Source organism: Gordonia sp. DT30 (assembly GCF_049844915.1).
Taxonomy (GTDB): domain Bacteria; phylum Actinomycetota; class Actinomycetes; order Mycobacteriales; family Mycobacteriaceae; genus Gordonia.
On the sequence record NZ_JBNCLY010000029.1, the window covers coordinates 1 to 21,386 of the forward strand.

Consider the following 21,386-nt stretch of genomic DNA (forward strand, 5'->3'; position numbering starts at 1 on the left):
CGGCATCCGTGGCTGATCCCACCCGCCACGGTCGATCCCCGACGACGACCGCTGCCGGCCTACAACCGGCGCACCCTCCACCTCGACAGCGCTGCCTGAAACCGGCCGCCTGACACCAGCCGCCTGAACTCAGCTGCTTGAAACCGCCCTACCCACAATGACTTTCTGACCCGCACCCGGCCTTCCGGGACCTCGACCGTTCGTTGAGAACTTCATAGGGCTCGGCCCCACGACTTCCGGGCCCACGACTGCCGGGCCGGCGCGACGTGGCGGAAGCCGCCGAACATGTCACCGCAGCGCGCGGTACTCGCTGCGTGCCGACGCGTCGAGGTGCTCGATCGCATAGCGCAGCGCGGTGCGTCCCATCTGCGCTGCGTTGACGTCGAGATATTCGGTGAGCGTGCGGGTTTCGACGCGCTTACCCATTTCGCGCAGCATCCACCCGAACGCCTTTTGGATGAGGTCGCGGCGGTCACCGATCACGATCGGCGCGACCGCCAGAGTGGCCGACGGGTCACCCGCCCGCAGGTGGGCGTGGGTGCCGACGATTCCGGTCCGTCGGTGCCACAGCCGCTCGTCGGCCACGAGCTCGAGCAGCAGCCCGAAGTCACCGCGGCGCAGGCACCACCGTCCGACGATCGGTGCGGCCGAGCAGTCGACGAGATCCCAATTGTTCACTCGCCCTTGATCGAGGGCAACTCGATAGTCGGCGACCCAGTCACCGGCCGCGGCGTCGTCGGCGCGTGCGCACTCGCCGTCCATCAGCAGCAGCGCCAGGAATCGGATTTCGTGGAATCGCGAGGTCAGCAGCTCGTTGACCGGTTCGCGGTCGATGCCGCGCCATCGTCGGGCGAGGGTCCGCAACTGTGGAACCGACACCCCGAGGAACTCATCACCCTCGCCGTAGCCGCCGGGTACGGCCTGCAGATAGCGGGCCACCCGGTCGGCCCGCACCGGATCGGCAAGGTCGGTGACCGACGCGACAACCTGTGCCGCAAGCGGATTCCGGGCCGGCCAGGTCACGACTGGTGGGGCGGGAGGACTTCGTCGATGGGCGTGGGGGTCTGCAGCTTGGCCCGGGACTTCATCACCGCGCCCGCCTTGCCCGCGCCGGCCACTGCGGTCAGGATTCCGTCCCGGGAGTAATAGGCCAGGAACCTGGCACCGTCGTCGCTGACGACGTGCACGTCGTCGTCGGGGCGGGGACGCCCGAGGACCTGGATCTTCACTCCGAACTGATCGCTCCAGAAGTACGGCACCGCGGCCTTGATGGGCGCGCGCGGTCCGCCGGCGATCGCGGCAGCGACCACTGCAGCCTGATCAACCGTGTGGTTCCAATGCTCGACGCGCCGGGCTGCGCCGCTCTCGTCCCGCCAGTTCGCGACGTCACCGAGCGCGTAGACATCGGCGGCACCGGTGCTTCCATCGGGGCCGCAGGCGATCCCGCCACCCGCCTCGCGTGCGGCGAGCTCGATTCCGGAGCCGGTCAGGTAGTCGGTGACCGGAATCGAACCGATGCCGACGACGACGATGTCGGCGGGTACGTCGGTGCCATCGGACAATCGCACCGCGCGCACCGCACCCGAGGGATCACCGACGATCTCGTCGACCCCGATAGCCGCACGGACGTCCACCCCGTTCGCGGTGTGCATACGGGTCACCAGGGCGCCGATCTGCGCGCCCAGCGCCAGGGCCAACGGGGTCGGCGCGGGCTCGACGAGCGTCACCTGCACGCCACGCGCGGTCAGGCTCGCCGCCACCTCACATCCGATGAAACCGGCGCCGATGACGACGGCCGTCCGCGCGGCGTCGATCTCGGCGCGCAAGACGACCGCGTCATCGAAGGTGCGCAGGGTGTGTACGCCGGTCAGTTTCTCGGCGCCGGGGAACTTGCGCGACGTGAGGCCCGTGGCCAGAACCAGCTGATCGTAGGCGATCTGCACGGCGTCGCCGCCACCGGTGCTCTGCACGGTGACGGCCTTGGCCTTCGGGTCGACCGCGGTGACCCGCCGGCCCAGACGCAGCGTGATCGACGAATCGCCGTAGAACTCGGCGGGTTTCAGATCGACGCGCTCGTCTTTGCCGAGCAGCACCGTCTTCGACAGCGGCGGCCGGTCGTAGGGTGCATACGGCTCGGCGCCGATCAACGTGATGGGCGACTCGTAGCCGTTGGCGCGCAGGTTCTCGGCGAGCCGGACGGCCCCGAGGCCGGCCCCGACCACAACCACTCCTGCTGCACTCATCGTCGTCCTACGCCCTCTCATGTCAGCGACTGATGACCCGCGTCAGCGAGTGACATCACCGACCTGTTGCATGTCGGCCAGAAGCCAGGTTCCGTTCACCTTACTCATGACCAACCACTTTTCATAAGGTGTATGTTCAGCGTTCCCCGATGCCGCGCCCGCACCGGCGGGGTCGGGTGCTGCGGGATCTGGCACGGTGACGGACTGGTCGCCGAAGGCCAGCACCCGCGCGCGGTCGGGATGGAACTCGCCGACCGCCACCCCGATCACGGTGACCGTCATCCGCGCCGATGCGGCGAGGGCTCCGGGCAGCACGACGTCGGCGCGGTCGGCGTCATAGCGCGCGAGCAGCGGGTCACTCAGATGTGTGCGGACCGTCGCGGGCGATGGCGCATGCTCGCCGCCGAAGGTCATCAGTGCGGTGATCGCGCTCGTCGCAGCCCGCTCGACGGCGGACCGCTCGGCGTCGGTGGGTCGTGGGGTCTGCCGATGTGCCTGGGTCCACGCGATGGCCGCGACCACGAGGGCCGCGACGATCAGCACGGCAGCACCGGCCATCGCCCGGCGGCCCCGCCGCGAGAACCGGCGTGACACCCGGTGTGGCCGGACGAGTGGGCGCACCCGGTTGCGCTGGGTCCAGGTGACTCCGAACCGCGTCATGCCGGCACCGCCGAGTCGACGAGCCAGCCACTGCCGGTGCGGGTCATACCGAACCGGAGGGTGAGGCGATCGGCTTGCGGATCCCCGCCCACGAGAACCGGATTCGATGCCTGCACCACCAGCAGCGCCTCGGCATGGGCGCCCGGGTCCGAGCCGCCTGGATCGCTGATGAGTCCGGCCGAGAGGACCCGGCCGGCGCTCGGTGCGGGTTGCGCGGCGATCGCCTCCGTCAGTGCGGGGCGCGCCCGTTCGAGCCGATCGTGCTGCGCGCCGGTGCTCCCGGCGAGCACCTTCTCGACGTAGGCGTCAGCGTGCGCCGGGTCGGAGGTGAGCATCGTGGTGGCCGCCGTCCGGGCGGCGGCGAGAACGTCGTCCTGGGTGTCGGTGCGCTCCTGTGCTCGGGCGCCGAGCACGGCGAGCACGATCGCGGCCGCCGCGAGCGCTACGGAGACGGCGGCACCGACGGCCAGACCCCCGCGTAGCCATCGCGAACGCGCGCGAGCGCGTGTGCGGAGGTCGGGGGCGGCGGCGATCCGGGCTGTCCGGGCCTCTCGAGTGGCCACTGCCACTCGCTCCTGGGCGCGTCGCAGCCGGGCCGAGGCACCAGAATCGGAGGTGCCGCGATCCTGTGCGGGAGTCCTCTTGTCACCGGCCGTCATTGCAGCACCTCGGCACTACGCAGTAACCAATGTCCTTCGGCCAGAACGAATCCGGCGCGCAACGTGAGATGGTCGGTGGTCTCCTGACCGCCGTCGGCGCGGGTCACCACGCTCGCGCGGACGAGGACGTCACCGTCGTCGGTGCCCGCGTCGATGACGGCCACCGAGTCGGGGCGCCAGCGGATGGCGGCGGTGCCGGTGGCGGGCGCGCGCCGCAGTTGCGCCGCGAACGAGCCCGCGAAGTCCGCGGCCACCAGCGATCGCGACCGCGCCCGGTCGGCCTGCCAGTCGGCTGCATCGACCGAGAAGACGGTGGCGACGATGCCGGCGGCCTGCGCCCGCAGCGTGTCCCGGTTGTCGGCGACGGTGCGATGATCGGCCAACGCCGACGCGGCCATCACCACCGCAGCGGTCAGTGCGGCCAGTACGAGCACCATCAGCGCCGACACGGCCAATGCCGCGCCGGGGGCGATGATACGTCTGGAAGTCCGGAATTTCATGGAAGGTATTGCACCGCCGCGACTTTGAGTACACCGGAGTCGTCGGTGACGGCCACCCGCAACCGGAATCTGCGGTCGGGAATCCGATGATCGGTCTGCTGATATCCGACGGTCGCGGCCACCAGAACGGTCGCCGACGTCGTGCTACGTGCGGTGACCCCGGTGCCGTCGACGGTTGCGGTGGCCGTGGTTCCGCTGCGGCGCACGAAAGCGGTGTAGGCGTCGGCAGATTGGGCGAACTCGTCATAGAAGGCGCCGGTCGCGTCGTCGAGAACCTGACGCACCCGATCCGGGGCGGTCGGGTTCGGACTCAGCAACAGCTCGACCACGTCGGTGGCCCGCGCCTCGAAGTCGGTGTCGGTGTAGGCATTCGCAGCGCGAACCCACATCACCACGCCCGTGGCGGCGGCGGCCACGGCGGCGACGAGCAGCAGCACCGGCATCGCCCACCACCAGCGGGGCACCGTCGGGAACGCGCCGGTGGCGCAGCGCACATCGTCGAGATCGTCGGCGGCGCGCCGCAATTCGCGGCGTGCCCGACGCTCATGCCGAACCGGGGGCGTTGCCCGCAGCGCAGGCCACCGCCCGGTCATCGCCGCATGCGCGCGTCGTAGTCGGCACGGGCGGCGCCGTCGTAGTCGAGGAAGATCCGGTCGAGGCCGGTCCGCCGGCGCGTCAGGCGCTTGAGTGCTTGCGGCAGCGCCGGATTGGTGTCGACCCACCGCATCGTGCGGGGCGCGGCGACGCGGGTACGCGGGGCGGCGATCACGCCGACCACGGCGGCGGCGACCACCTCCGGCTCGACCGTCTGGACGTAGCGGTTGGTCGTCAGTCCCGAGATCAGTCCGGTGCGGGTGAACGTCGGCATCACTGTGCTCACGCGCACCCCCTGCCCGGACAGCTCGGCGTCGAGCGCCTCGGAGAACTCGATGACCCCCGCCTTGACCGCGTTGTAGACCGCGAGGCCCGGCATCGGCAGCCGCCCGGCCACCGATGCAATGTTCACGATCTGCCCCGACCGGCGGGCCGTCATACGTTGTGCCGCAAGCTGACTGCCGGTGATCACGCCGAATAGGTCGATGTCGAGTGCGCGGCGGATCAGCGTCTCGTCGAACGAGAGAAAGGCACCGACCGGCATGATGCCTGCGTTGTTGACGAGGACGTCGATCGGCCCGACGCGCCGCTCGGTCTCGTCGAGGAACGACGCGAACACCGTCCGGTCGGTGACGTCGACCTCGACGCCCTCGACCCCGAGGTCGGCGGCGGACTTGGCGAGCACCTCGGCGTCGACGTCGCCGATCACGACGCGGGCACCGGCGGCGAGCAGTTGGCGTGCCGTCTCGAAGCCGATACCGCGTGCACCACCGGTGATCGCCACCACCTTGTCGCCCAAAACCTTGTCGCCCAAAACCCTGTTGCCCAAAACCCTGTTGCCCGTACCCCTGTTGCGAAGATTCATCTCATACTTCCCTCGGTGTGGTGCTGCGTGATGCTCGGCGCCGCGGTACCAGCAGTCACCAGATCATCGGCGCGAGGAACTTCTCGGCGAACTCGCGTACCCGCTCCGGCGCCTGCCGTGACTCGTCGGAACTCGGTGTCTCCAGGAAGGAGATGACCAGGCGCACATGGATTTCCACTGCCTCGAAAAGGTCCTGTTCGGGCATCTGCGCCCCGGCTGTGCGCAGTGTCGCGGCAACCCGGCCGGTGGCGACGTCGATGAAGAGTGCGGTGACCGACGCGGTGATCGGTGCCATGTCGTGGTCGGTGAGCACGAGCCGCCGCATCAGTGGTTCGTCGGCGATCATCACCGCGCCGGCGGCGAACGCCTCGACCACGGCGGCGCGCGGACCGAGACCGCGCACCGCCTCGTCGAGGCGGACCATGCCCCGCTCGTAGAGCTCCGCGGCAACACCGAGCAGCAAGGTCTCCTTGTTGGGGAAGCGGCGGTAGAGCGTCGAGCGCGACACCCCGGCCCGTCGGGCCACCTCGTCGACGTTGGCGCGTCGCACGCCGACCTCGGAGAACTCGGCTTCCGCAGCCGCGATGATCGCCGAATTCTGGTCGGCGGGGCTGTTGGTGTTGCGAACCTTGCGACTGCCTCGCCTGGTGATGCTGCCTGCGGGGTCGGCGCTGGCGGTCATGGCCCCTCCATTCGGTCGGTGCGATCTGGAACAGACCCTACGATATGTCTCTAGCGGCGTCGAGTTCCCGCTCAACGATTTCCTTCCCGCTCAACGAGATCGTCGAGCGGAAACGAAATGAGTGAGCGGCAATGCCGTGCACGCGGTCAGCCGATCCGATGACCGCGCTCGGCGAGGACGTGATGACAGCGTTCCAGCCGCTCGAACCACCATCGCCGACGCACCTCGTCGGCCAGGATCGCCGGGCCCTCGGGCGCAAGATCGTCGGGCGCGATCCAGCGCGGGGTGAGGTGGCCGTCGACGGGCCGGAACGGCTCGGTGACGTCACGCTCGAACAGCGTTCCGGTGCCGAGCCCGCAGGCGAGGTCGAGCTCGGGCAGCGCGGCGGCCGCAGCGACCCCCGCCGCGATGCCGACCGCAGAGTCGAGTGCACTCGAGACCACCACCGGCATACCGATTTCGGCGGCCAAGGCGAGCACCGCTCGCATACCACCGAGCGGCGCCACCTTGAGCACCGCGACGTCGGCGGCCCCGGCGGCGACCACCCGCATGGGGTCGGCGGCCTTGCGGATCGACTCGTCCGCGGCGATCGGGACGTCGACCGCCCGACGCACCTCCGCCAGTTCTTCGACCGTGGCGCAAGGCTGCTCGGCATATTCGAGGTCACCGATGGCCCGCAGCGCCGTGATCGCCTGTGGGACAGACCATTTGCCGTTGGCATCCACCCGCACCCGCCCGAGGACCGCGCGGGTGGCGGCAACCCGGGCGACGTCGTCGTCGAGCGTCTGTCCGGGTTCGGCCACCTTCACCTTGGCCGTCTGCGCGCCGGGATAGCGCGCCAGGATGCCTGCGACCTCCGACGCCGGCACCGCCGGGACCGTCGCGTTGACCGGCACCCGGTCACGAAGCGCAGGCGGTGGCCCGAGATAGGCGGCCTCGATACCGGCGGCCAGCCAGGGTGCCGACTCCTCGTCGTCGTATTCGACGAAGGGACCGAACTCGCCCCACCCAGCCGGCCCGCGGAAGACCATCAGCTCACGCGTCGTGATGCCCCGGAAGCGCGTACGCATCGGCAGGCTCAGCACCGCCGCGTTCTCGAGCAGATCCGCCGCCGACGGCATGTCCTCGCCTGCCACATCCATCCTCCGTCCCGACCGCCCGGGGTCGTCATTGGAACAATTATGGTCGATCGTTCCTTCATGCGCTAGAGTCTCGCCATGACAGTGAACCAGGGTTTCGATTCCGCGATCCGGGAGGCGGAGCCGGTCCTCGTGGAGGCCGTGACCGACGGGTCCGAACCCGACGACACGACGCCGCGCCCTCGCCTCGGCGCGGACTCACTCATCTGGAAGTTCTACGGCGACGTCCGCGGAGTTCTCGGCTTCCAGCGACTCGCAGGTACCGAGAACTGCATCGAACAGCTCGGCGAGGCCGTACTCGAGCACTCGGTGATCTTCGACGACTTCCTCGGACGCGCCCGCCGCACCGGCCCGCCGGTCATGCGGACCGTCTACAGCACCGAGCCGGCCAAGTGGGGCCGCACGGTCCGCGACTTCCACCGCGACATCAAGGGCACGATCAGCGACGGCTCCCGGTATCACGCACTCAATCCGGAGCTGTTCTATTGGGCGCACGCCACTTTCGTCGATCAGGTGCTCTACATCACCGACACTTTCATCCGCCGGTTGTCCGACGCCGAGAAGGAGCAGATCTTCGCCGAGAGCAAGATCTGGTACGAGCTCTACGGGGTCAGCCCCCGTAGCCAGCCCCAGACGTACGCCGAGTTCCGTGCGTACTGGGATGACATGCTCGAGCGGTTCGTGCCGCACCGAACCGTCGTCTACGCCACCGGCTACATCCGCAAGGGACTCCCGCGGCCCCCGCGCATTCCGGCGCCGGTGTGGCGTGTTGCGGCGGCACCGCTGAACGCCGCCATCGGCACCGTCGTCGTCGGAACGCTCCCGCCGCAGATGCGCGCGGTCTGCGGCCTACCCTGGGATACCAAGCACGAAAAGAACTTCCAGCGCTTTGCCGCACTCATGCGCGCACTCAACCCGGTGTTCAACCGGCTACCGCTGCGCCGGCTGTACCTGCCGTGGGCCGCCGAGGCCTGGGAGCAGGTCGGGGTCGACCCGCGCCGGCTGCACAACAGCCCAACGAAGTAGCACCGGGCCATGCGTCATCGACCGGCCAGGAAACTCCCTGCGGCGGCAGTGAATTCGCGGCGACGGTCCCGGTGCACCGAGTGTCCGGCATCGATCATCTGGAAGCGGGCATCGGGGACGTCGGCGGCCAGCGTCTGCAGATGCTCCGACGGCAGGAAGCTGCGGGGTCCGCCGGAGATGACCAGCGTGCGTGCCGACACGTCCGGCAACCGGTCCCACCACTGCGGTTCGGGACGTTCGAACGCCGCACCGACCTGCTCGCCGACCGCGCGATCGAACCGCACCACCGGCATCGGATTGAGCATCAGCCATCCCAGCCCGCGCAGTCGATCTCCGAAACCCGCTGAGGGAGCGATCTCTTCGTCGAGATCGGCCTGCCCGCGGGGCATCGGCGGCACCTCTTCGAGGACCAGCGAACGAACCCGTTCCGGATCATTCATCGCCAGCCGCAGCGCAGTGTGGGCGCCGAGTGAGTGGCCGACGACGTCGGCCCGGCCGATATCGAGGTCATCGAGCACGAAACGCAGATCGGCGGCAAAGGAATCCAGCGCATAATCGCCGGGTCGCCCGCTGCGCCCGTGTCCACGCAGATCCACCGCGAGCACCGAACGTCCGTCGCGGCGCAACGCCGAGGCGAACGACCGCCACGTGCTGTGATCACTTCCCATGCCATGCACCAGCAGCACCGGCGGCGCGGTATCGGCACCGTCTGGCGACGGGTCGACCCGGACCGCGAGTGCCAGGTCACCGACGTCGGTCGGTCGCTGCAACAACCGCATTCGCCCCAAGTTACCAGCGCCGGCGGCGGCGTCCGCGGTGGGCATCACCGTCGGCACGGTGGCCGATAGGCCATGCCGTGGACGTAGGTGTGCCATTCTTCGGTGGTGATCTGGTCGCCGGGCCGGTCGCATTGAGCGCCGATGATCGCATCGGGGCTCAGCTGCCAGGTCTCGATCGCCCCCGTCTCGCCGGCCGCGATGATCCGGTCACCCGGGGCGAACCGGACGTCGTACACGCGCCCCGGGAAGGAGCGCAACACCACCTCGGCATGCCCGCCGTCGGCCAGGTTCCACACCCACACCTCGGAGTTGCCACCGCCGGCGACGATGTGGGAGCCGTCCGCGGAGAAGCCGGCGCTGTAGAGCTGCCCCGCCGGCCCCGACAGCGACACCACCGTGTGCGGCGAATTCGGGTGCGACACATCGGCGACGACGACCCGACGTTCCTCCGACGTCGCCACGATCTGCTTGCCCGACGCGTCGAACCGCACGGCCAGAGCAGCGCCGTGGAAACGGATCGGATTCCGATATGCCTTCGGCGCAGCGGGATTGCTCACATCGATCAGCCGCACGGCCCCAGTGGACGTGGCCGCCGCGAGTGTGTGGCCGTCCGGACTCAACGACGTCCACCACACCCCACCGCCGGCATCGAAGGTCGACACCACCTTGGGTGCCGTCAGGTTCGCCGCGTCGATCACCGTGATCGTGTTGCTGTCGGTGGCGCCGGTCACCGCCACATGTGACCGTTCGCTGTAGTCGACGGTCTCGTTGAGGGTCCGCTGCGCATCCACCGAACCGACCAGATGCGGATTCGCCGGATCCGACATGTCGGCGAATTGCACCGCGCCGGTGACCGTTCCGATCGCCGCGGTACGCCCCGACGCGGTGAGCGTCACCGCTCCCGAGTAGACGATGCCGGCCGGCGGCACCAGATCCGGTCCGGCCCGGTGCAACCCGTCGGGCGCGACATTCCAGTCCGTGATCCGGCCATCGGTACTGGAGTCGGCCGCCAGCAGCCGCGTCGTCGTGCCGTTGGCCGGGATCTGATAGACATTGTTGGGGCCGACCACGGTCATATTCGACACCGGCGGCCAATCCTGTACGCGCCCATCGTCACTCGACGCGATCACATGATCTCCGGCGAACACCGCCGCTACCGGATTCGATGATCCCGTCAGCACCCGCGGTGACGCCGACGGGTTCGTCGTATCGAAGATGCGCAGGGTGTTGTCGGCGCCGGCACCGGCGATCTCGGTGCCGTCGGCATTGACGGCCACTGCGGTCACATAGCTCTCGAAACCGCCGAAACCAGCGGACTTTCGGGGCTGCGCGGGGTCGGTGACGTCGAAGACGTCGATGACCCGACTGCGCAGCGCCGCGACCAGCCGGGTGCCGTCGGGCGTGTACACCAGGCCCTGGGCCAGTTCGTTGTCGCGCCACGCGTCGAGCGGGATCTCGCCGGCCGGCACGATCGCGTCACCCTCGATATGCCATAGATCGATGCGGCGATTGGCGCTACTCGTCGCCAGCGAGCGGCCGTCCGGACTGAATGCGGCAGCGCCGGCGACTCCGGACACCTTGTCCGGCAAGGCAACCGGACGCCACGTTCCACCCGAGTCCACCCACGCCTGCACGCCGGTGTCTGGCACGTCGGCGACCACGAACCGTCCGTCGGGGCTGACCGCGATCGCGTTGACGTCACCGCGCACATCCGGGAAGTCGAAGGCACGGACCGGATGTGCCGGATCGGCGACGTTCCATGCGGTCAGCGTGTTTCGGCCACCGAGCAGAACCGTTCGGGTTCCGGGCAGGATTCCCACCCCACCGAGCCGGCCGCCACCACCGGGCGCCCAGAATGTCGCGATGAGCCGGTCGATCCCGTGGTCGGACACGTCGAACAACCGGACCTGCCCACCGCCGCCGGCGGCCACGAGCAGCCGGCCCGAGCGCGCCAGCAGCACCGAGCCACCCTCGCCGACATATCGGTCGGGCACGCCATGACCGGTCGCGTCGATCAGCCGGGACCGAGCCTCCAGCGTCGGTGAGGTCTGGAAGGCGACCATCGCCACCTGTGCGGCGAGGAAGGGATCGCGTGCCTCGAGTTCGGTCGACTGGATCGCCAACTGCCGGCTCAGTGCCGCGTTCTTGGCGTCCTCGGCCTCTTCCCGATCGGAGACGGCGTGTAGGCCGGTGATCACCGCGGCCACCGCGGCGATCACCGCGACGAGCCCGAAGATCCCGGCGACCAGGGCGATCCGGCGGAGTTGGCCGGTGCGCCGACGTTCCTGCTCGTCCTGCGCGCGGACCCGGGCCTCGCCGGCGGCCAGGAACTGCCGGCTCGCCGGATCCAGCGCGACATCGTCGGCGGCGACAAGGGGCCGGAACATCTCCAGTCGCGCCCGCATGGGCAGCAGATCGTCGGGACGCGCGTTGGCCTCCCACTGTTCGCACAGCGCTCGCAGCCGCCGTCGGAGCAGGAGTCGCTCGCGGTCGGCGTCGATCCACTGGTCCAGTCGCGGCCACGCCGTCAGCAACGCCTCGTGGGCGACCTGGGCGGCCGACGACGTCAGCGTGACCAATCGCGCCGCGGCGAAGGTGTCGAGCACCTGCCGGTTCATGCCCGACGGATCGTCGGCCGCCAGATCGGCCAGCCGGACGGTGCGCCGGGTCACGGTCTCCTCGTCGACGTTGACCATCTCCAGGAGGATGCGCCGGGCCGCCGCCTGGTGCGCGGGATCGAGCGAGCCGAAGACCGACTCGGCCGTCTGCTCGACCGCACCCGAGATCCGGCCGGTCGACACATAGTCACGCACCGTGAGGCGCCGGCCGTCGGACTTCTCCCACGTCGCCCGCAGCGCATGCGACAGCAGGGGCAGCACCCCGGCGCCGACGGTCGCGCGCGTGGACGGCGCCACGTCGTCGAGCAACATGGTGACGAGGTCGTCGTCGACGCTGAGTCCGGCGGCCTCCGCGGGTGCCACGATGACCTCGCGCAGTTGCTCCGGCGACATCGGGGCGACGAGTAGCTGCGAGTCGGCGAGCACCGACGCGAGCCCCGGACCGGCGGCCGCGCGCTCGTAGAAGTCGGCGCGCAGCACGCCGAGGACCACTGTGCGACGTCGCGACAGAAAGTCCGCCAACCCCGCCGACAGCTCGAGCCGGGCCGCCCGGTCGCCCTGCGTCCACAACTCCTCGAGTTGGTCGATCACCAGCAGCACCGGCTCGTCGGCCCGTGTCTCGTCCTGCGCCCCCGCCTTGTCCAGTTCCCCTGACTCGTCCAACTCCGCGACCGCCTCGGCGAGGGCGCCGGCCGGGTCGTCGCCGGGCACCATGACCGTCGCGTGCCACTGCGCGAACGGCTCCTGCGCACCGATGCGCGGTAGCAGGCCCGCCCGCACCAGTGAGGACTTGCCGGCTCCCGATGCCCCGACCACGGCCACTTGCGGAGTGCGCCCACGACTCACCGGCGATGCTCGCCTCGGTCCCCGGGGTTTCAGGAAGCCGGCGGTGCACCATCTGTGCCAGGCGATCGACCATCTCGTCGCGGCCGAAGAACCATGCGCCGTCGTCGGCGGAGAACGGGGCGAACCCTCGATACGGCGACACGGCCGCGGCCTTCTTGCGGGCCCGTCGGGACGACCGTTCGGCAGCCGCCCACCACCGGTCGACGTCCGTCGGATCGACGACGCCGCACGCGTGCAGCACCCGCTCGAACATCTCGCGACTAGCGCCGGTGGGAGCATGCTGCCCGGCGAACCAGCCGGCGACCGTGCCGAGCAATGCGTCGGCGTCGCCGGCGACCTCGCGGACGCTCAGCCCGGAGCGCTCCCGGAGGCCGGTCAGCGCCCGCCCCAGATCGTCGCGGCTGTGAACGGCATCGGGTCCCATGGCGAGAGCGGTCCTGTCGTCGGGCCAGGTTCGCCCTGGTCAGCGTATCGAGAAATGTATCGACTTCCGATTCTGGACCGATCAGACGCGCCTGCGCACGACAACCTATCCACTATTGGTCCACGCGGACGACACCGCGTGCATCTGCGCATCGCCGGATCGGGCCGCGGCGCGCCATCCCCAGGAGGTTGTCATCATCCCCGGTACGCAGGATCCGCCCTCGATGCGGCGGCCGGTCTCCGACCATCGCTTGTGTCAGCTACATCCGGCGAGTCGCCCGATGGTGCGGCACCCGCGACTGTCCCGCCGCGAGATCGAAGTTCTCGTCGCGTGGTTGCGGGCCGAGTCCAAGCAGGAAGCCGCCATGTCGTTGTTCATCAGCGTGTCGACGGTCAGTACCCACGTCGCCCGCATCCGCACGAAATACGAGTCCGTCGGTCGCGCCGCGACCACCAAGTCGGCGCTCTTCGCGCGCGCCATCCAGGACGGGTACGTCACGCTCGACGACTGGTGAACACCTGCCGCCCCGATCCGGTGGGCAGAGCTCCCGACACGGATACGAGCACCGTCGACGACGTGGTACCCGACGCCCTCGTGAGGGTCGGGGTGCCACGTCGTCGACGGTGATCGGCAACGCAACCGCCGATCAACACCGGCAAGACGCCGCATCCCCTGTCGGCGCCTGTCCGGTGATCAGCGGTCTCGGAACCATCCGGCGTTCTTCGCCCGCCAGACCATGTCCTGCCAATAGCCCCAGGTGTGCGTGCCCACGTTGGGGAAGTCGGTGGTGATCGGAATGCCCTCCAGTGATGCGGCGATCTGGAACGAGCGGCTCTGAGCCAACGCCACCGCCTCGAGCGGAGTGCCCTTGACCGCGTCGACGGCGTTGGTGTTGTAGCGTCCCCACGCGGCCGATCCGGCGGCAACCCGGATCTTCATGCCCCGCATGCGCGGCAACTGGACCAGGGCGTCGTTGGCCTGCCAGCGTGCGTTCCACGGTGGACCCCACATCGCGTCGGCGCTGAACGGCCCGAGCCCGGCCTCCACTCCCGCATCGATCAACGCGAGCCGGATCGCCTCGCGCATCGTCGGCGCGGACAGGTTCACATATCCCGACATCGAGAACACGTGCGAGATCCGGTTGCGGTGATAGGCGCCGTAGATCATCGCTGATCCGCCGCCCATGGAGATGCCCATCATGGCGTACTTGCCCCGCGGCCCGACCGCGAGCCCGCGGGCGTCGAGAGCCGCCACGATCCGGTCCAGCCGGCATGTCCACTGATAGCGGTACTTGATCTTGTTGCCCGGGCTGGCCGACTCCCAGTTGGTGTAGAAGCTGGCGATGCCACCCACGGGCTCCACGACGTTGACACCGGAATCGGCCAGCCGCGCGATGTTCGTCTCGTGCCGCCAGCCGCTCATGTCGTTCGTGGCGCGCATTCCGTCCAGGGCGATGACGGTCTTGTAGTTGCCCGACCGCGCCCAGATGTCGACCGGACTCGCCGGCATGCCGCACCCACCGACCGAGATCCGGTTCAGCGACGCCGCATCGGCATCACCCACCCCAGCCGACACCGACACCACCACGGCTGCCGACACGACCGCAACAGCCAGCACCCGCCGGCCCACGCGACGTTGGACCGACCGCCTCAGAATTGAACGCACCCAGGGACATTAAGTCGATGACGTCCCCTCGAGCCAGAGCTGTGACCACAGGGCTCCGACATTGAGACCAGTCGGTTACCCAAGTGGCAATTGGGGCAGGATGTTACTAATGTGACTGGCGAGGTGTACCGATCGGCGTTGGACACGCCTTGTGCCGTAGATCGGTGTCAGCATGTGGCACCGATCTACGGCACAAAGGTTATGGGTACGAAAAAGGCGCCCCACCCGCTTACGCGGCTGGAGCGCCTTTTTGCGACTCAGTGGGTCAGAGTCACTTGTTGATCTTCGTGACCCGACCCGCACCGACGGTGCGGCCACCCTCGCGGATGGCGAAGCGCAGGCCTTCGTCCATGGCGACCGGCTGGATGAGCTTGACGCTCATCTCGGTGTTGTCGCCCGGCATGACCATTTCGGTGCCCTCGGGGAGGGTCACGACGCCGGTCACGTCGGTGGTACGGAAGTAGAACTGCGGACGGTAGTTGTTGAAGAACGGGGTGTGACGGCCGCCCTCGTCCTTGGACAGGATGTAGGCCTGGCCCTCGAACTCGGTGTGCGGGGTCGTGGTACCCGGCTTCACGACGACCTGGCCACGCTCGACGTCCTCACGCTTGAGGCCGCGGAGCAGCAGTCCGGCGTTGTCGCCTGCCTGCGCGGAATCGAGGAGCTTGTGGAACATCTCGATGCCGGTGACGGTGGTCTTGGTCGACTTCTCGCGGATGCCGACGATCTCGACCTCCTCGTTCACGTTGACCTCGCCGCGCTCCACACGACCGGTGACCACGGTGCCGCGGCCGGTGATGGTGAAGACGTCCTCGACGGGCATCAGGAACGGCTTGTCGGTCTCGCGAACCGGATCCGGGATCGACTCGTCGACCGCATCCATCAGGTCCTCGACGGACTTGACCCACTGCGGGTCGCCCTCGAGAGCCTTGAGCGCCGACACCTTGACGACGGGGGCATCCTCGTCGAATTCCTGGGCGGCCAGCAGTTCGCGGACCTCCAGCTCGACGAGCTCGATGATCTCGTCGTCGTCGACCATGTCGGCCTTGTTCAGGGCGACCAGGATGTAGGGCACACCGACCTGACGGGCCAGCAGCACGTGCTCACGGGTCTGCGGCATCGGACCGTCGGTGGCGGCGACCACGAGGATCGCGCCGTCCATCTGGGCCGCACCGGTGATCATGTTCTTGATGTAGTCGGCGTGACCGGGTGCATCGACGTGCGCGTAGTGACGCTTGACGGTCTCGTACTCCACATGCGAGATGTTGATCGTGATGCCACGAGCCTTCTCTTCGGGAGCCTTGTCGATCTGATCGAACGCGAAGCTCTTGTTGAGCTCCGGGAACTTATCGTGCAGGACCTTGGTGATGGCCGCGGTCAGGGTGGTCTTGCCGTGGTCGACGTGACCGATGGTGCCGATGTTCACGTGCGGCTTGGTCCGCTCGAACTTCGCCTTCGCCACTTGATTGTCCTCCTGGACTTGTTGCTCTGCTGGGCGGATCCCAGCAAGGGTTTCTTCTTACGTTGTTCGCGCCGTGTCACCACGACTCATGCGTCGTGGGCGCTTCGCCAAAACCATTGGCCGAGTACGGATTTACTCGCCAGTGGCCTTCGCGATGATTTCCTTCGACACGTTCGCCGGAACTTCGGCGTACGAGTCGAACACCATGGAGTAGTTCGCCCGGCCCTGAGTCCGCGACCGCAGGTCGCCGATGTAGCCGAACATCTCCGACAGCGGAACCTGCGCCTTGACGACACGTGCACCACTGCGCTCCTCCATGGCCTGGATCTGGCCACGGCGGGAGTTCAGGTCGCCGATCACGTCACCCATGTAATCCTCCGGGGTCGTGACCTCGACGGCCATGATCGGCTCCAGGATCACCGGGCTCGCCATCCTCGCAGCTTCCTTGAGAGCCTGCGAACCAGCGATCTTGAAGGCCATCTCCGAGGAGTCGACGTCGTGGTACTGACCGTCGAGCAGTGAGACCTTCAGGTTGACCAGCGGATAACCGGCGAGCACACCGTACTGCATCGCGTCCTGCGCACCGGCATCCACCGACGGGATGTATTCGCGCGGCACGCGGCCACCGGTCACAGCGTTCTGGAATTCGTAGGTCGCACCGTCCTCGGCGTCCACGAGGGGCTCGAGTTTGATGATGACCTTGGCGAACTGGCCGGAACCACCGGTCTGCTTCTTGTGCGTGTACTCGTGCTTCTCGACGGTCTTGCGGATCGTCTCGCGGTAAGCCACCTGCGGCTTGCCGACGTTCGCCTCGACCTTGAACTCGCGACGCATGCGGTCGACGAGGATGTCGAGGTGGAGCTCGCCCATACCGCCGATGACGGTCTGGCCGGTCTCGTCGTCGAGCCGGACCGAGAAGGTCGGGTCCTCTTCGGCGAGCTTCTGGATCGCGGTGCCGAGCTTCTCCTGGTCGGACTTGGTCTTCGGCTCGATCGAGACGTTGATGACCGGGTCCGGGAAGCTCATCGACTCGAGCACGATCGGTGCGCTCGAATCACACAGGGTGTCACCGGTGGTGGTGTCCTTGAGCCCGATCATCGCGTAGATGTGTCCGGCCCAGGCCTCGTCGACCGGGTTCTCCTTGTTGGCATGCATCTGGAACAGCTTGCCGATGCGCTCCTTCTTGCCCTTGGTGGCATTGAGCACCTGGGTGCCGGCCGAGATGTGGCCGGAGTACACGCGCACGAAGGTGAGCTTGCCGAAGAACGGGTGCGAGGCGATCTTGAACGCCAGAGCCGAGAACGGCTCGTCGGCGCTGGGCTTACGAGAGAGGATCTCCTCCTCGTTGCCCACCGCGTGGCCCTCGACGCTCGGCACGTCCAGCGGGGACGGCAGATAGTCGATGACCGCGTCCAGCATCGGCTGCACGCCCTTGTTCTTGAAGGCCGAGCCACAGATCACCGGGTAGTACTCACGCGCGATGGTGAGCTTGCGGATGGCGCCCTTGATCTCGTCGACCGAGAGCTCCTCGCCACCGAAGTACTTCTCCAGCAACGCCTCATCGCTCTCGGCGACGGTCTCGAGCAGCTTCTCGCGGTACTCGGCGGCCTTGTCGACGAGGTCGGCGGGGATCTCCTCAATGGTCGGCTCCGCGCCGATCTCGACGGTGCCACGCCAGGTGATCGCCTTCTGCTCGATCAGGTCGACGACGCCGTCGAAGTTGTCCTCGGCACCGATCGGCAGCTGGAGAACCAGCGGCTGGGCACCGAGACGCTCTTCGATGGTGCGCACCGTGAAGTAGAAGTCCGCGCCGAGCTTGTCCATCTTGTTGACGAAACAGATACGGGGCACGTCGTACTTCTCGGCCTGCCGCCAGACCTGCTCGGACTGCGGCTCGACGCCTTCTTTGCCGTCGAACACGGCGACGGCGCCGTCGAGCACGCGCAGACTGCGCTCCACCTCGACGGTGAAGTCGACGTGGCCCGGGGTGTCGATGATGTTGATCTGGTTCTTGTTCCAGAAACAGGTCACCGCAGCGGAGGTGATGGTGATCCCCCGCTCCTTCTCCTGCTCCATCCAGTCGGTGGTCGATGCACCGTCGTGGGTCTCACCGATCTTGTAATTGACACCGGTGTAGAAGAGGATTCGCTCGGTGGTGGTGGTCTTGCCGGCATCGATGTGCGCCATGATGCCGATGTTGCGAACCTTTTTCAGGTCGCTGAGCACTTCCTGTGCCATCTAATTCCCTCCGGGAATTGTCATAGGACTAAAGACTGTTTTTTCGAGGCCGCGGCTCCGCCGCCCACCCTCGCAAGCTCGGGTGGTCACCAGCGGTAGTGTGCGAACGCCCGGTTGGCCTCGGCCATCTTGTGGGTGTCCTCACGGCGCTTCACGGAGGCGCCGAGACCGTTGGATGCGTCGAGCAGCTCGTTGGCCAGTCGCTCGACCATCGTCTTCTCACGACGCTGCCGGCTGAAGGTCACCAGCCAGCGCAGTGCAAGGGTGTTGGCGCGGCCGGGCTTGACCTCGATCGGCACCTGGTAGGTGGCACCGCCGACGCGGCGGCTCTTGACCTCGAGGGTCGGCTTGACGTTGTCGAGAGCACGCTTGAGGGTGACGACCGGATCGGTACCGGTCTTCTCGCGCGCCTGCTCGAGCGCGCCGTAGACGATGCGCTCGGCGGTCGACTTCTTGCCGTCCAGCAGGATCTTGTTGACCAGCTGGGTGACCACGGGCGAGCCGTAGACCGGGTCGTTGATCAGGGGACGCTTGGGTGCGGGTCCTTTACGTGGCATCGCTGATCAGTTCCCCTTCTTGGTGCCGTAACGGCTACGGGCCTGCTTGCGGTCCTTGACACCCTGGGTGTCGAGCGAACCGCGGATGATGCGGTAACGCACACCCGGCAGGTCCTTCACACGACCACCGCGCACCAGGACCATCGAGTGTTCCTGCAGGTTGTGGCCCTCACCCGGGATGTAAGCGGTGACCTCGACGGCACTGGTCAGGCGCACACGGGCGACCTTGCGCAGCGCGGAGTTCGGCTTCTTGGGGGTGGTGGTGTAGACGCGGGTGCACACGCCGCGACGCTGCGGGCTCCCCTTGAGGGCTGCGGTCTTCTTCTTCGCAGCCTTGTCATGACGGCCCTTGCGGACCAGCTGATTGATCGTTGGCACTTAAGTGTTTTCTTCCTTTGTCGGCACGTCCGTCCGCACACCGGGTGCGACGGTTCGATGTTGTTGTCGTCGTGGTTTGTGCTCCGGGCAGGCCGCCCGATCGCGAAGAACGTGATCCGGCGGCTTCCACAACTCGCCCCACCAGAGCGTCAGCCCTGGTCAGTACAGTTATCGCTACCCCGAGGTCGGGCGTGTCAGACGCTCGACTGCGGATTCGCTTGTCAGTCCGCATCCCCATCGCATGGGCAGGAGTACCCAGACGATTCACTACCGTCGACACCTCTCGGCTGCGTCGGCAGGGCACGCGAACTGGCCCAGCTGTTGCCAGGCACCGACGATCCACTCTACCGATGGGGTTCACCCAGGTCAAAAATCGGATCCAGAAGATCAACGTGGCGGCAACACCGGATGATCGGCAGGTGATCGACTGCCGCTTGTCAACGCCATGACCTGGCCGGACATTCCCACGACAGCCCGCAGGCCGTCGTCACCGGTGTTCTGTTCGGCGGTCAATAACCGAGGAAGGTCTTCAGGACAACGATCACACCGGCGAGGCCGGCGGCGACCAGGCCGGCGATCACCATGCCGAGATCGAGCCGGTTGCCGCGCACCCGTTCGGTGACGATCTGGATCGACGCGATCCGCAGCACGATGATCCCGCCCGCGATCAGTTGTGCGGCGTCGGTCGGGATGAGGCCGTGATACCCGAGGACCAGGACGATGGCGGGCCAGATCGCCGACGACGCGATCGGGACCGCATCGCGCAGCTCCTCGAACACCTCGCGGCGGGCGGCCTGCCGGTGCGCATCATCGCCGGCGTGACGCCCATGGTGGTCATCGGCCCGATGCGCCTCGGGGATGTTCGCGCGGGCGAGCAGATCGGCGAAGACGTGCGCGATATAAGTGGTCACACCGGTTCCGACGACGATCAGCCCGGCATGGCCGTCGTAGATGGACTCGCCGGAGGCCACCACCACGGCGGCGAGCACGAGGATGTTGCCGTACACGTAGGCCGACAACCGGGATGCGGCGCGGTGCGCGGGCAACGGCCCGCCGCGACGCTCGGTGAGCATCCCGTACCACCGGGCCGGGCGCCGTCGCGCCGCGCTCACTGCGCGGGCGGAGCGGACTGGGGCAGCGTCGCGCGTGTGCCGCCGCGCCGGGCGGGATTCGACGGCGGCGGGACCATCGGGCCGATGTCGCCGTCGGGGGCGTCGTCGAGGTCGACGACGACGGGCGCGTGATCGCTGGGTTTGGTGCCCTTGCGGGCAGCCCGGTCCACCCAGGCGGCGGCCACCCGGCCGGCGGTGTCGGCGCCGGCCAGGACGAGGTCGATGCGCATGCCGAGGTCCTTGTGGAACATTCCGGCACGGTAGTCCCAGTAGCTGTAGACACATTCGGACGGCCACCGCGCGCGCACCACGTCGGTCAGTCCCAGACCTTCGAGACCGCGCAGCGCCGACCGCTCGGGTTCGGTGACGTGGGTATGACCGACATAGGCCCCGGGGTCGAACACGTCCGCGTCGGCGGGCGCGATGTTGATGTCGCCGCACAGCATCGTCTGTGCGGCCTCCGGCGCGACCGCCTCCCGCAGCCGCTCGAGCCACGCCAGTTTGTAGTGGTAGTGATCGGAGTCGGGGGTGCGGCCGTTGGGGACGTAGAGCGAATACACGCGCACGCCCCCGCAGATCGCCGACACCGCCCGCGCCTCGGGCGCCGACTCTGGCTCGGGATAGCCTGGGGCGCCGTCGAATCCGCGGCGGACCTCATCGAGTCCGACCCGCGACAGGATCGCCACCCCGTTCCACTGCCCTTGGCCCACATGGGCGAACTCGTAACCGCGGTCGGCGAATTCGGGTCCGAGGACGGTGTCGAAGACGTCGTCGGACAGTTTGGTCTCCTGCAGGCACACCACGTCCGGACGCCGCTCGTCGAGCCAGGGCAGAAGTCGCGGAATCCGCTGTTTGACGGAGTTCACGTTCCAGGTCGCCACGCGCATGCCGACAACGGTAGTCGGCGCTCCACCCCGATGGGCGCGGCGGGACTTCGGC

The 21,386-nt window shown here is 68.1% G+C and carries 21 protein-coding genes; 3 read left to right on the forward strand and 18 right to left on the reverse strand.

Annotation, left to right across the window (positions count from 1 at the left end; translation table 11 throughout):
- On the forward strand, window positions 1-99 hold a 99-nt coding region (locus ACLQ3C_RS19590; protein ID WP_425706804.1), incomplete at its 5' end, for an HNH endonuclease.
- A gap of 189 nt (window positions 100-288) precedes the next feature.
- On the opposite strand, the gene ACLQ3C_RS19595 is transcribed toward ACLQ3C_RS19590, so the two are convergent.
- The 9 genes from ACLQ3C_RS19595 to ACLQ3C_RS19635 form a co-directional block, all read right to left on the reverse strand.
- Window positions 289-1,023, reverse strand: a complete 735-nt coding sequence (locus tag ACLQ3C_RS19595) for a DNA alkylation repair protein (protein WP_425706768.1) — start codon at window positions 1,021-1,023, stop codon at window positions 289-291.
- Window positions 1,020-2,243 carry an NAD(P)/FAD-dependent oxidoreductase gene (locus ACLQ3C_RS19600; protein ID WP_425706769.1) on the reverse strand — a complete coding sequence of 408 codons (1,224 nt, stop codon included), beginning with the start codon at window positions 2,241-2,243 and terminating at the stop codon, window positions 1,020-1,022. Before ACLQ3C_RS19600 ends, ACLQ3C_RS19595 begins: the two co-directional genes overlap by 4 nt.
- 42 nt (window positions 2,244-2,285) lie before the next feature.
- The gene (locus tag ACLQ3C_RS19605) at window positions 2,286-2,903 is read right to left on the reverse strand and encodes a hypothetical protein (RefSeq protein WP_425706770.1); all 618 of its coding nucleotides are present in this window, start codon (window positions 2,901-2,903) and stop codon (window positions 2,286-2,288) included.
- Window positions 2,900-3,562: a hypothetical protein gene (locus ACLQ3C_RS19610; RefSeq protein WP_425706771.1), complete on the reverse strand. Its 663-nt coding sequence runs from the start codon at window positions 3,560-3,562 to the stop codon at window positions 2,900-2,902. Before ACLQ3C_RS19610 ends, ACLQ3C_RS19605 begins: the two co-directional genes overlap by 4 nt.
- A complete protein-coding gene (locus tag ACLQ3C_RS19615; RefSeq protein ID WP_425706772.1) occupies window positions 3,559-4,062 on the reverse strand; it encodes a hypothetical protein in 504 nt (167 codons plus the stop codon). The genes ACLQ3C_RS19610 and ACLQ3C_RS19615 overlap by 4 nt, the downstream gene beginning before the upstream one ends.
- Entirely contained in the window at window positions 4,059-4,655 is a 597-nt protein-coding gene (locus tag ACLQ3C_RS19620; RefSeq protein WP_425706773.1) for a hypothetical protein, read from the reverse strand. The genes ACLQ3C_RS19615 and ACLQ3C_RS19620 overlap by 4 nt, the downstream gene beginning before the upstream one ends.
- On the reverse strand, window positions 4,652-5,521 hold the full coding sequence (locus tag ACLQ3C_RS19625) for an SDR family oxidoreductase (RefSeq protein WP_425706774.1): 870 nt from the start codon (window positions 5,519-5,521) through the stop codon (window positions 4,652-4,654). The genes ACLQ3C_RS19620 and ACLQ3C_RS19625 overlap by 4 nt, the downstream gene beginning before the upstream one ends.
- A gap of 55 nt (window positions 5,522-5,576) precedes the next feature.
- Entirely contained in the window at window positions 5,577-6,203 is a 627-nt protein-coding gene (locus tag ACLQ3C_RS19630; RefSeq protein WP_425706775.1) for a TetR/AcrR family transcriptional regulator, read from the reverse strand.
- Window positions 6,204-6,349: 146 nt separating this feature from the next.
- Window positions 6,350-7,324 (reverse strand): o-succinylbenzoate synthase, encoded by a 975-nt coding sequence (locus ACLQ3C_RS19635; protein WP_425706805.1) that lies wholly within the window; start codon window positions 7,322-7,324, stop codon window positions 6,350-6,352.
- Window positions 7,325-7,420: 96 nt separating this feature from the next.
- Here ACLQ3C_RS19635 and ACLQ3C_RS19640 point away from each other — a divergent pair, with 96 nt between their 5' ends.
- Window positions 7,421-8,368: an oxygenase MpaB family protein gene (locus ACLQ3C_RS19640; protein ID WP_425706776.1), complete on the forward strand. Its 948-nt coding sequence runs from the start codon at window positions 7,421-7,423 to the stop codon at window positions 8,366-8,368.
- Between the two features lie 14 nt (window positions 8,369-8,382).
- On the opposite strand, the gene ACLQ3C_RS19645 is transcribed toward ACLQ3C_RS19640, so the two are convergent.
- Both ACLQ3C_RS19645 and ACLQ3C_RS19650 read right to left on the reverse strand, forming a co-directional pair.
- Window positions 8,383-9,147, reverse strand: a complete 765-nt coding sequence (locus ACLQ3C_RS19645; protein WP_425706777.1) for an alpha/beta fold hydrolase — start codon at window positions 9,145-9,147, stop codon at window positions 8,383-8,385.
- A gap of 44 nt (window positions 9,148-9,191) precedes the next feature.
- Window positions 9,192-12,611, reverse strand: coding sequence for a hypothetical protein (locus ACLQ3C_RS19650; protein WP_425706778.1), 3,420 nt, complete (start codon window positions 12,609-12,611; stop codon window positions 9,192-9,194).
- Window positions 12,612-13,033: 422 nt separating this feature from the next.
- Between ACLQ3C_RS19650 and ACLQ3C_RS19655 the strand changes: the two genes are divergently transcribed.
- The gene (locus ACLQ3C_RS19655) at window positions 13,034-13,549 is read left to right on the forward strand and encodes a response regulator transcription factor (RefSeq protein WP_425706779.1); all 516 of its coding nucleotides are present in this window, start codon (window positions 13,034-13,036) and stop codon (window positions 13,547-13,549) included.
- Window positions 13,550-13,728: 179 nt separating this feature from the next.
- Here the strand turns inward: ACLQ3C_RS19655 and ACLQ3C_RS19660 are convergent, their stop codons facing one another.
- The 7 genes from ACLQ3C_RS19660 to ACLQ3C_RS19690 form a co-directional block, all read right to left on the reverse strand.
- On the reverse strand, window positions 13,729-14,700 hold the full coding sequence (locus ACLQ3C_RS19660) for an alpha/beta hydrolase (RefSeq protein ID WP_425706780.1): 972 nt from the start codon (window positions 14,698-14,700) through the stop codon (window positions 13,729-13,731).
- Window positions 14,701-14,971: 271 nt separating this feature from the next.
- On the reverse strand, window positions 14,972-16,162 hold the full coding sequence (tuf, locus tag ACLQ3C_RS19665) for an elongation factor Tu (protein ID WP_425706781.1): 1,191 nt from the start codon (window positions 16,160-16,162) through the stop codon (window positions 14,972-14,974).
- A gap of 132 nt (window positions 16,163-16,294) precedes the next feature.
- Entirely contained in the window at window positions 16,295-18,400 is a 2,106-nt protein-coding gene (fusA, locus tag ACLQ3C_RS19670) for an elongation factor G (protein WP_425706782.1), read from the reverse strand.
- A gap of 86 nt (window positions 18,401-18,486) precedes the next feature.
- Window positions 18,487-18,957, reverse strand: a complete 471-nt coding sequence (gene rpsG, locus ACLQ3C_RS19675; RefSeq protein ID WP_425706783.1) for a 30S ribosomal protein S7 — start codon at window positions 18,955-18,957, stop codon at window positions 18,487-18,489.
- Between the two features lie 6 nt (window positions 18,958-18,963).
- Window positions 18,964-19,335 carry a 30S ribosomal protein S12 gene (gene rpsL / locus ACLQ3C_RS19680; RefSeq protein ID WP_425706784.1) on the reverse strand — a complete coding sequence of 124 codons (372 nt, stop codon included), beginning with the start codon at window positions 19,333-19,335 and terminating at the stop codon, window positions 18,964-18,966.
- Between the two features lie 509 nt (window positions 19,336-19,844).
- A complete protein-coding gene (locus tag ACLQ3C_RS19685; protein WP_425706785.1) occupies window positions 19,845-20,408 on the reverse strand; it encodes a hypothetical protein in 564 nt (187 codons plus the stop codon).
- A 35-nt stretch (window positions 20,409-20,443) separates the two neighbouring features.
- A complete protein-coding gene (locus tag ACLQ3C_RS19690; RefSeq protein ID WP_425706786.1) occupies window positions 20,444-21,334 on the reverse strand; it encodes an exodeoxyribonuclease III in 891 nt (296 codons plus the stop codon).
- Window positions 21,335-21,386 lie beyond the last annotated feature (52 nt).